General features: G+C 71.6%; 9 protein-coding genes and 3 tRNA genes. 6 read left to right on the top strand and 6 right to left on the bottom strand.

What is annotated here, in order from left to right:
• From hypF to ACIWVC_RS19775, 6 genes are all read right to left on the bottom strand, one after another.
• On the bottom strand, positions 1-1,805 hold a 1,805-nt coding region (hypF, locus tag ACIWVC_RS19800; RefSeq protein WP_396454412.1), incomplete at its 3' end, for a carbamoyltransferase HypF.
• 176 nt (positions 1,806-1,981) lie between these two features.
• Positions 1,982-2,617, bottom strand: coding sequence for an SRPBCC family protein (locus ACIWVC_RS19795; protein WP_396449230.1), 636 nt, complete (start codon positions 2,615-2,617; stop codon positions 1,982-1,984).
• Entirely contained in the window at positions 2,614-2,961 is a 348-nt protein-coding gene (locus ACIWVC_RS19790; RefSeq protein WP_396449229.1) for an ArsR/SmtB family transcription factor, read from the bottom strand. Before ACIWVC_RS19790 ends, ACIWVC_RS19795 begins: the two co-directional genes overlap by 4 nt.
• Positions 2,962-3,000: 39 nt before the next feature.
• On the bottom strand, positions 3,001-5,844 hold the full coding sequence (locus ACIWVC_RS19785) for a protein kinase (protein ID WP_396454411.1): 2,844 nt from the start codon (positions 5,842-5,844) through the stop codon (positions 3,001-3,003).
• A 206-nt stretch (positions 5,845-6,050) separates the two neighbouring features.
• Positions 6,051-6,650: an FMN reductase gene (locus ACIWVC_RS19780; RefSeq protein WP_396449227.1), complete on the bottom strand. Its 600-nt coding sequence runs from the start codon at positions 6,648-6,650 to the stop codon at positions 6,051-6,053.
• The gene (locus tag ACIWVC_RS19775) at positions 6,647-7,738 is read right to left on the bottom strand and encodes an LLM class flavin-dependent oxidoreductase (protein ID WP_396449226.1); all 1,092 of its coding nucleotides are present in this window, start codon (positions 7,736-7,738) and stop codon (positions 6,647-6,649) included. Before ACIWVC_RS19775 ends, ACIWVC_RS19780 begins: the two co-directional genes overlap by 4 nt.
• A 71-nt stretch (positions 7,739-7,809) precedes the next feature.
• Between ACIWVC_RS19775 and ACIWVC_RS19770 the strand changes: the two genes are divergently transcribed.
• The 6 genes from ACIWVC_RS19770 to ACIWVC_RS19745 all read left to right on the top strand — a co-directional run bounded on the left by ACIWVC_RS19770 (position 7,810) and on the right by ACIWVC_RS19745 (position 10,448).
• Positions 7,810-8,169, top strand: a complete 360-nt coding sequence (locus tag ACIWVC_RS19770; protein ID WP_396449225.1) for a hypothetical protein — start codon at positions 7,810-7,812, stop codon at positions 8,167-8,169.
• Positions 8,170-8,198: 29 nt separating this feature from the next.
• The gene (locus tag ACIWVC_RS19765) at positions 8,199-9,002 is read left to right on the top strand and encodes a universal stress protein (RefSeq protein WP_396449224.1); all 804 of its coding nucleotides are present in this window, start codon (positions 8,199-8,201) and stop codon (positions 9,000-9,002) included.
• Between the two features lie 182 nt (positions 9,003-9,184).
• Positions 9,185-10,153: a CHAP domain-containing protein gene (locus ACIWVC_RS19760; RefSeq protein WP_396449223.1), complete on the top strand. Its 969-nt coding sequence runs from the start codon at positions 9,185-9,187 to the stop codon at positions 10,151-10,153.
• A 42-nt stretch (positions 10,154-10,195) separates the two neighbouring features.
• Positions 10,196-10,268 (top strand) — tRNA-Gly (locus ACIWVC_RS19755).
• A gap of 27 nt (positions 10,269-10,295) precedes the next feature.
• A tRNA-Cys gene (locus ACIWVC_RS19750) sits at positions 10,296-10,366 on the top strand.
• A 10-nt stretch (positions 10,367-10,376) separates the two neighbouring features.
• Positions 10,377-10,448 (top strand) — tRNA-Val (locus ACIWVC_RS19745).
• Positions 10,449-10,504: the final 56 nt, after the last annotated feature.

The following is a 10,504-nucleotide window of genomic DNA, read 5'->3' as shown; positions in this document are numbered from 1 at the left end:
GCTTGGCCCTCGTAGTTGATCCGGTCGCGGACGCCGAGGACGGCGGCTACCGCGTCGAACAGGCGGCCCATGCTTGAGGTGAGGGGTGCGTTGATGCGGCGCCGTGCCATTTCCGCGACCGTGGACCAGTCGGGGCGGCGCGCCACCGGCAGGTCCGAGGGTGCGCCGTATGCGGCGGCCATTCGCCAGGGCTCGCGGATCGCGGCGGCGCCGCCTGGCATCGGGACCGGTTCCAGGTGCCCGGCTCGTTCGAAACCGCGCAGGTCGGCGATGAGGAATTCGCCGCCCCAGAGGGTTCCGTCCGTCCCGTATCCGGTGCCGTCGAAGGCGACGCCGATGACCGGGCCGTCCGTTTCGTTGTCGGCCAGGCAGGACGCTATGTGCGCGTGGTGGTGCTGGACGGCGACGCCCGGCAGCTCCTGGTCGAGCGCGTACTTGGTCGACAGGTATTCGGGATGCGGGTCGTAGGCGATGACTTCCGGCTTGACGTCGAACAGCCGGAGGAAATGCTCGATGCCCTCTTCGAAGGCACGGAGTGTCTCGTAGTTCTCCAGGTCGCCGATGTGGTGGGAGATGAATGCCCGGCCGTCGCGGGTCAGGCAGAACGTGTTCTTCAACTCGGCGCCGCATGCCAGGACCGGTCGCCCTTTTGCGATGGGCACGGGTTCCGGTGTGTAGCCGCGTGATCGGCGAATTGGGAGCGTCCGGCCGCGGAACACCCGCACCACCGAGTCGTCGGTACGGGTGTGGATGGCGCGGTCGTGGAGCAGGAAGGCGTCGGCGATGCCGGCGAGGCGGTGGAGTGCGTCGTCGTCGCGGTGAGCGATCGGCTCGTCTGAGACGTTTCCGCTGGTCAAGACGGTTGGTTCGGTGATGAGGAGGTGGTGCAGAGGGGTGTAGGGCAGCATCAGGCCGATGTGTCCGTTGCCGGGCGCGACTCCGGAGGCGAGTGCCGCGTCCGGGCGGCGGCGGGCCAGGACGATCGGGCGTCTAGGGCCTGTCAGCAGCTCCTCCTCCGCCGCGGAGAGCACGCAGAGATCACGGGCGGCGGCCAGGTCGGGGACCATCACGGCGAACGGCTTGTCCTCGCGGTGCTTGCGCGAGCGGAGCGCGGCAACCGCGTCCTCTGACGCGGCTCGGGCGGCCAGGTGGTAGCCGCCCAGGCCCTTCACCGCGAGGACGGCGCCGCCCGCGAGCAGGTCGCGGGCTGCGGGGAGGGGATCGCCGGCGTGCGGGTGCAAGGTGAGGGCCGGGCCGCAGGACGGGCAGCACACCGGCTGGGCGTGGAACCGCCGGTCGGCCGGGTCCTCGTACTCGGCGGCGCACGGACCGCACATCGCGAAGCCCGCCATGGTCGTGTACGGACGGTCGTAGGGGACGTCCCTCACGATCGTGAAGCGCGGCCCGCAGTTCGTGCAGTTGATGAACGGGTACCGGTAGCGCCGGTCGCCGGGGTCGCGGAGTTCGCGCAGGCAGTCGTCGCAGGTCGCGGAGTCCCAGGAGACCAGTGCGCGACGCTCCCCCGACGCGTCGCTGCCCACGATCGCGAAGCCGCCGCGTCCTTCCGCGTCCAACCGGCGGGTGGTGACGCGTTCGACGACGGCGAGCCGGGGCGGGCGCGTGCGCAGCCCTTCGAGGAACCGTCCGACCACGTCGGGGGCGCCCTCGACCTCGATGAACACGCCGCGCGCGTCGTTGCCCACCAGGCCGGACAGTCCGAGCCCGGTCGCGAGCCCGTGCACGAAGGGGCGGAACCCGACGCCCTGCACGACCCCCTCGACCCGGACGCCCACTCTGACATCCACCCCGCCATCCTCCCCGGCGCCCCGCTAAGGCTTGGAAGAGGAGGCACAAGGTACGTCCTACTCCCCGTCAAGAAGGCGGGACGCCGGGTCGCGCGACCCTCGATACGAAGGCTGCTACTGGGCGGAGGTCACCCCCTCCTACCGGGCGGAGGTCACTCCCTCCTACCGGGCGGAGGTCACTCCGCTTCTCCGGTGTAGGCGGCGATGGTGCGGTCGGCGCAGGCGCGGGCGGTGGCCTCATCGGCGCCGGACGCCACGTGGGCTTCCCGCCATGCCTCGCCGCTCTGCCGGCTGAACTCCTTGCCCTCGTCCGTCGTGGCCCAGTCGGGGCCGACCTCCTCCGGGGCGTTCTTGCCGGTCGCCAGGTGCAGGGCGAGGCCGAGCAGCCCCATGTCCCAGCCGATGCCGACGGCGCCCGGGCCGAACTGGTCCCACATGTCGTCGTCGACGTGGGCGATGTGCTCCAGCTCGAAGCGCGCCCGGCCGTCCGGTTCCGGGGTCAGGCGGACCTCGATCCAGGACGTCTGGCCGCCGTACTCCCAGGTCGCGGAGTAGCTCTTGGGCGGATCGCACGTCTCGATCGTCCCGCCGGCGTTGCCTTCGAGCTGGTAGCGGCCGCCGAGCCGGAGGTCGCCGGAGATCGGCAGGAACCAGCGGGGGATCCGCTCCGGGTTGGTGACGGCGTCCCACAGGTCCTCGACGTCGGTGTCGTAGACCTGGCTGACGGTCGCCGTGCGCGCGGTGCCGGCCTCCAGCACCCGCTCGCCGACCTTGCGCCGTACCGCGTTGATCTGCCCCGTGACTTCGATCATGCTTCGCTCCCTGGGTCGTTGCGGCGTGCGCGCTTGCCCCGGGCGATCTCGGTCGCCAGGGCGTCGAGATGCGGTGTCCAGAACCGGCGGAACCGGTCGAGCCAGGCGTCGACCTCGCGCAGCGGCGCGGAGTCGACCGCGTACAGCCGGCGTGTCCCCTCCGCCCGCACCACCGCGAACCCGCTGTCGCGCAGCACCTTCAGATGCTGCGACACCGCGGGCTGCGAGATCCCGAACTCCTCCCGGACGACCGCCGTGACCTCGCCGGACGACCGCTCGCCGTCGGCGAGCAGCTCCAGAATCCGGCGCCGCACGGGGTCGCCCAGCACATCGAACGCGTGCACGAGACTCAAAGTACAGCCTTCACTTATATAAGCCAATACTTAAGAAAGATCATCCGCCCGAGTCGCGTCGAGTGGCGGGCGGGCCTCGTCCTCGGGCGGAGCGGCGGAGGAGTCCCCCTCCGCCGCCTCGTCGGTCGCGCGGAGGTCGTCCGCCAGTTCCCGCGCGTTCTCGTACCGTGCGGCGGGGTCGGCGGCCGTCGCCCGGTCGATCACGCGGCGCAGCCCCGCCGAGACCGGCAGGGACGCGGTGTCGAGCGGGATGCCGTGCTGCAACTCCTCCATCACCTCGTGCGCGGGCCGCTCGGCGAACGGATGCCGGCCGGTCAGGCAGACGTACAGGACGACGCCGAGCGCGTAGATGTCGACGCGGCCGTCCACGGGCGCGCCGCGTGCCTGCTCCGGCGCCATGTACAGCGGTGTGCCGACGACCACGCCGATCTGGGTGTCCCAGGACTCAAGGTTTTTCTCGACCGACTTCGCGATGCCCAGATCGATGAGGACGGGCCCCTGGCCGCGCACCATGATGATGTTGCCGGGTTTGATGTCGAGCCGCGCCAGCCCCTGGGAGTGCAGGTAGCCGAGCACCTCCGCCATGGTGATCGCGATGCCGACCGCCTCGCCCGGCGGCAGCCCGCCCGCCGGCCCCGTCCGCGACCCCGCGACGAGGTCGCTGAGCGATTCGCCCTGGAGGTACTCCATGACGATGGCGAACCCGTCCTCCTGCTCGACGATGTCGAACACCTCCACCACATTCGGGTGGCGGACGGACTTGCTGATCTCCGCCTCGCGCCTGAACCGCCGGACGGCGTTGCCGTCGTCGGCCAGGGCGGTGCGCAGCAGTTTGACGGCCACCACGCGCTGCAGCACCAGGTCGAAGCCCTCGTACACCGAGCTCATCCCGCCCTCGCCGATCAGGCGGCGCAGCTCGTAGCGGTCGCCCAGCCCCTTGCGCCGCAGCTCCGGTGCGGGCCGGGCGGCCGGCCGAGGCTCGGACGGCCCGGAGGAGGGACGGGGAAGAGGCGGCTCGTGCCGGTCCGCCCCCGAGGGAGGCGGCCGGCGGAGGGTGACGGTGCTGTCCCCCAGCATCTGCGGGGACAGCGTGAACTCCAGTTCGGCGCGCTCGGTCTGGCTCGTCACGGCGAGCCCGCGGAGGCGCCGCATCGTGTCGTCCGCCAGCCGGTAGGAGGTGAGCCGGGAGTCCGAGACGTCCACGACGAACGTCGAATCGGCGTCGACCCGGCGGACGACTGCCAGGACGCCTGTCCGCTCCAGGTGCTCCAGGAGCAGGTCCACGGCGGCGGGCGTGATCCGCAGGAGCGCGTCGAAGTCCCCTTCCTCGACGGCCTTCACGATGTCGGAGGAGGTGAACGGCAGGCCGTCGCTGCGCAGGATCCAGTCGAGGACGTAGTAGCCGCCGAGGCGCCACCGGTCCTGGTCTATCTCGGTGGGGAACACCTTCCCGCGCGTGTCGGCGAAGAAGGCGCGGAGCGTGTCCTCCATCTGCGCGTAGAACGCGACCTTGCCCCAGTCGGCGTCGGTTATCCGCAGCCGGGGCCGGCCCTGCCGCCACACCACGAAGGTGTGCAGTTCCTGCAGGAGCCGGCGCAGGACGCCGCGGGCCTTGAAGGCGAGGTAGCGGCGCAGCGCATCCAGCGGCTCCCTGGCCGCCTCGTCCACGGGCCCGTCGACGAGGCCGTCCAGCAGGACGGACGGCGCCTCCCAGTTGCACGGGGTGTAGAGCCGCCAGGCGAAGACGCTCTCGTAGACGCTGTTGCCCCGGCCCGAGTCGAGGAGCACCTGGTCCTGCAAGTCGGGCCCGGCGACCATCAGGTAGTAGGCGCCCGGCATCGTCACGACGTTCTTCATGCCGCCGAGGAGCTTCTCGACCACCGCCATGCCGTCCTGGACGGCGGTCAGCTTGTCCATCTCGTCCAGGACGACGACCAGGCTGATCGGGAACGGCCCACGCCGGGACCTGCCGAGGCCGCGCAGGGGGCCGCGCAGGAGGCCGCGGGGTGGGGGCGGGGCGGCGGACAGCATGCGGACGACGCGCATCATGTCGTGTTCGACGTCGGTCTCGGAGTACGCCAGGAACGCCGCCTCCGTCGCCAGTGACCGGGTCCGCTTGGCCGAGAGGCCGACCTTGGGCAGCGAGACGCCGGTGGATCCGGCGAGCTTCGCGGCGAGCGCCGACATGCCGATGTCGGCGGTGGCCGTCCGCTCGGTGGCGTCGGAGCGCATCTCCTTGAACGACAGCGACGTCCGCATGTAGGTCAGGAGGAGCGCCTGCCTGGTGGTGTCCGGCAGCGTCTCGAAAGCGCCCGCCTCGTTCAGCGCCTCGAAGACCCGGCGGACGATCGCGAACAGCAGATGCTCGGTGGACATCGGGCGCGCCACGCTCAGCACCACGGGCAGGACGCGGCGTCCGGGCGGAGGGTCTCGTTCCAGATCTTCCAGCACGCGCTGGACGAGCGTGGTCTTGCCGACCCCGCGGAACCCGGAGATGAGGAACGTGCCGCCCCGGGAGAACGTGATCCGCTCCCGCAGCGCCTCCGCCAGGGACCCGTCCGCGAGGTCGGGCAGGCCGGGTTCGGCGCGGCTCAGCGGCTCGTGGACGTAGCGGAAGCCGTCGCGCAGCGGGACGTCCAGAATCGCGGCGTCGTCGGCGTCCCGCCGGGGCGGCGGCAGCGGCGGCGGGCTGCGCCGCCGTCGCGCGCCGAAGGCGAGCCGCGCGAGGTCCAGGGTCTTCAGGTAGGCGGAGGCGACCATGGCGAGCGGGGGCTTCGCGAGCCAGAGCCGGATCGCGGCCGACCTGCCGCGCGGTGCCCTCCGGGCGTGCTCGCGCGTGAAGCTGTGCGTGCTCTCCGCTTCACCGGGCGCCATGACCGCCTCCGCCGCGGCGGTGGGCCCGGCGCCGATGGCGTACGCCGGCGGATGGTGCCGCGCCGACCGCCCGGACTCTCACGGCCGGCCGCGGACGGGTCGCGGATCGGCCGCGACCGCGCATCGGCCCCCTCGGGCCGGGCGGCGCACCGATCGCGTCTCCAAGCACATGCTCATTTTTCCCGCAGGCGCGGGAGTCCGCCGGGTCAACGGCTACTTGTGGACAACAGTTCTTCGAAGGGAACCGGGTTCTCGTACGGGTCGTCCTTCGCCGGGGCCGGACGCGCCTCCATCAGGGCCGCGAGTTCGGCGCCGGCGCGGGCGACGCGGTCCGGGAGGGCGGTGTCGGCGCTCCCCCAGTCCTCGGACGCCGCGTAGACGGCGGTCGGGACGACGCTGGTGCGCAGGTAGGCGAACAGCGGCCGCATGGCGTAGTCGATGGCCAGGGAGTGGCGGGCGGTGCCGCCGGTCGCGCCGAGCAGCACCGGCTTGCCTTCCAGGGCGTCCCGGTCGAGGACGTCGAAGAACGTCTTGAACAGGCCGGTGTAGGACGCGTTGAAGACGGGTGTGACGGCGATGAGGCCGTCCGCGCCCGTCACGGTCTCGACGGCGGCGCGGAACGCCCCCGACGGGAAGCCGGTCAGGGTGGCGTCGACCATGGCGTGCGCGTGGTCGCGCAGCTCGATCGTCTCGACGGCGGTGTCGCCGCGCAGGGCCTCGGCGGTCGCGGCGGCGAGGCGGTCGGCGAGCAGCCGGGTGGACGACGGCCGCCCGAGACCGGCGGAGACGACGGCGAGCGTGGTCACTTGACCCCCTCTGCGGGAAGGGCGGCGAGACGGGACGCGTGGGTCGGGGCGGTCGCCGGGACGTGCGCCGGGCGGAGCGCCTCGAACTCCTTGCGCAGCACCGGGACGACCTCCTCGCCCAGCATGTCGAGCTGCTCCAGGACGGTCTTCAGCGGCAGCCCCGCGTGGTCCATCAGGAACAGCTGGCGCTGGTAGTCGCCGAAGTGGTCGCGGAACGTCAGCGTCTTGTCGATCACCTGCTGCGGGCTGCCGACGGTGAGCGGCGTCTCGGCGGTGAACTCCTCCAGGGACGGCCCGTGCCCGTAGACGGGGGCGTTGTCGAAGTACGGGCGGAACTCGCGGACGGCGTCCTGGGAGTTCTTCCGCATGAACACCTGCCCGCCGAGGCCGACGATGGCCTGGTCGGCGGAGCCGTGCCCGTAGTGCTCGAAACGCTGCCGGTACAGGCCGATCAGGCGCTGGAAGTGCTCCTTCGGCCAGAAGATGTGGTTGGCGAAGAAGCCGTCGCCGTAGTAGGCGGCCTGCTCGGCGATCTCCGGGCTGCGGATCGAGCCGTGCCACACGAACGGCGGCACCCCGTCCAGCGGGCGCGGCGTCGAGGTGAACGACTGCAGCGGCGTGCGGAACTTGCCCTCCCAGTCGACGACGTCCTCGCGCCAGAGCCGGTGCAGGAGGTGGTAGTTCTCGATGGCGAGCGGGATGCCGTCGCGGATGTCCTTGCCGAACCACGGGTAGACGGGTCCGGTGTTGCCGCGCCCCATCATCAGGTCCACCCGGCCGTCGGCGAGGTGCTGGAGCATCGCGTAGTCCTCGGCGATCTTCACCGGGTCGTTGGTGGTGATCAGCGTCGTCGCGGTGGACAGGATGAGCCGCTCGGTGCGGGCCGCGATGTAGCCGAGCATCGTCGTCGGGGAGGACGGGACGAACGGCGGGTTGTGGTGCTCGCCGGTCGCGAAGACGTCCAGCCCGACCTCCTCGGCCTTGAGGGCGATGGTCACCATGGCCTTGATCCGCTCGGCCTCGGTGGGGACGCGGCCGTCGGTCGGATCGGGGGTGACGTCGCCGACCGAGAAGATCCCGAACTGCATGGCGGCCTCCGAGATAGTAGAACGTTCAATCATTCTATCGGAACCGCGCGCGGCGGGCCCGTATTCCTGCCGTGTCAGGCCGCGCGGGCAACGTCCCGCTCGAGCGCGTCGACCGGCCAGGCGCCGACCGTCCCGGCGGGGACGGCGAGACGCTGAGCCTGCGTCCGGGGGAGCCGTCCCCGCCGGGGTGGCTGATCACGCGCACGCCCGGCGGGCCGGTCTGGGAGCACGGGTCCGCGGACGCGGACGTGACCGCCACCGGGCCCGTCCAGGACCTGCTGCCGGTGTCGGCGCGCCGGCTCGCCCCGGACGACGCCGCCGAGGTGAAGGCGACCGGCGACGCGTCGCTCCTGGAGCACTGGCTCGCCCACTCGGCGGTCTGGCCGGACGCCGTCGCCGTCAGGTGCCATCGCGAACCACATCTGGTCTGACGGGCCGCCGCGGGGGAATGCTCGGGTACATGATCGGTGAACACGTGCTCGCCGGATACGTTCCCGACGCGGGCGGGCGGGAGGCGCTCGACCTCGCGCGCGGCATCGTCACGCTGACCGGCGGCCGGCTGAGCGTGGCGCACGTCCACCCGCCGGACCTGCCGGCCGCCGCCGGGGAGGCCCGCGCGGTCCTGGACCCGCTCGCCGACCTCCTGGACGGCCAGCCGGCCGACCTGATCGTCCAGGAGGGGCGCAGCGTCGGGCGCGGGCTCACCGTGCTCGCCAGCCGGATCGGCGCCGATCTGATCGTCGTCGGCTCCCCCGAGGGCGGCGCCCGCGGCCGCATCGGCGTCGGCGCCGCCGCCGACCACCTGCTGCACTCGGCGACCGAGGCGGTGATGCTCGCGCCGTCCGGCTACAGCCCGCCGGACGAGCTCGGCCGGATCACCGTCATGTACGTCCGGCGGCCCCAGTGCGACGAGGCGGTCATCCGCGCCGCGCAGGCCGCCGAGCGCCTGGACGTCCCGCTCCGGCTGGTCACCCTCGCCATCGGGGACGTGGACGGCGACCCGCTCCGCGACGACCTGGCGCTCGCCATCCGGCTCGCCCTCGACTCGGCCGACCTGCTCCCCGAGGAGGTGTCCGCCGAGCTCGCCGAGGGCGACGACGTCGCCGACGCCCTGGACGACGTCGACTGGCCCGAGGGCGAGCTCCTCGTCTGCGCGTCCAGCGAGGACGCCGCCGCCCACCGCGTCTTCCTGGGGGAGGTCGCGCTGAAGGTCCTGCGGGCGGCCCCGTGTCCGGTCACCGTCCTCCCGCGTGGCTACTACTGAGTAGTCCGTTTTGACCGTTTACCCGGAACAGGTTGCCGCCCGTCGTTTACCTGCATTACATTCCGTCGAGATCGGAACGTGACCATTGGAACGGTCGTTTCAGACGACGGGGCACAGACAGGGCACGTTCCTCCCCCCGGTCGGGCGCACCCTGCCCGAACGAGCGAGGCGCTGGGAGCGAGATGGACCCGATCGGCAAGAAGCTGCTCGACATCGCCAAGAAGGAGCTCGGCTACACCGAGCACGGCGACGGCTACACCAAGTTCGGCGAGTGGTACCGCAAGAACGTCGACGGCGACCACGACGAGTACTTCTCCACCGCCCCCTGGTGCGACATGTTCCTCGCCTGGGCCGCCGACAAGGCCGACGTCACCGACCAGGCCGGGCAGTTCGCCTCGACCGTCGAGCACGCCAAGTGGTTCAAGAAGCACGACGCCTGGGGCCACGACCCCGAACCCGGCGCCATCGTCTTCTACGACTGGAACGGCTCCCACGACATCGACCAGATCGACCACGTCGGCATCGTCGAGAAGGTCGACGGGCACACCCTCCACACCATCGAGGGCAACGCCGAGGGCTACAAGCTCATGCGCAAGACCCGCGACACCGGCACCGTCGTGGGCTACGGGTACCCGTCCAAGGTCAAGGTCGAGGCCAAGTACACCCCCAAGCACGCCGCCCCCGCCCCCACCGTCGACCAGGTCGGCGCCCCGGTCACGTCCACGCACACCCACGAGGCCGAGCACAACGGCGCCGCCGAGCCGCTCCCCGCCCAGGACGTCGTCCTCGGCGGCATCCTCGCCTTCATCCTCTGCGGCACCGTCGCGCTCGCCGCCGGCCGCGCCGCCGCCGCCAAGGCCCCCACCTCCCCGCCGATCCGCGTCCGCAAGCGCGGCAAGCACCACCGCCCGTCCACCCCCGTCGCCCTCCCGGCCGACGTCACCCCCGCCGACCTCGACGCCGCGGACGCCGGCACCACCCTCATGCCCGCCCTCTCCCTCGCCGCCGCCCACGAGGCCGAGGACCGCGAGTTCTGGGGCCGCATCGCCCACCTCGAAGAGGACAAGGAACTCGACTTCTGGAACACCCTCCACGCCGAACTCACCGAGGAGACCCCCGCTCTGTACGCAAGCACTCCAGGATTCCGCTAGAGTTGTCCATGCGAGCCCGGAGGGCGACCTCCGGACCGGCACGCGGACGTGGCTCAGTTGGTAGAGCATCACCTTGCCAAGGTGAGGGTCGCGGGTTCGAATCCCGTCGTCCGCTCTGAGAGGCCCCATCAGGTCTCGCTCTGGTGGAGTGGCCGAGAGGCGAGGCAACGGCCTGCAAAGCCGTGTACACGGGTTCAAATCCCGTCTCCACCTCGCATCGCAAGGGCGATTAGCTCAGTGGGAGAGCGCTACCTTGACACGGTAGAGGCCACTGGTTCAATCCCAGTATCGCCCACTTCGGAGTTGGGAGTGGTGTGCTCGGAGCCTTGTGGCTCCTTCGCCGCCACTCCT

The organism is Actinomadura sp., assembly GCF_044508335.1.
Classification (GTDB): domain Bacteria; phylum Actinomycetota; class Actinomycetes; order Streptosporangiales; family Streptosporangiaceae; genus Spirillospora.
Note: the sequence above shows the minus strand (reverse complement) of the source record. Positions and strands in the feature narration are given on the sequence as shown.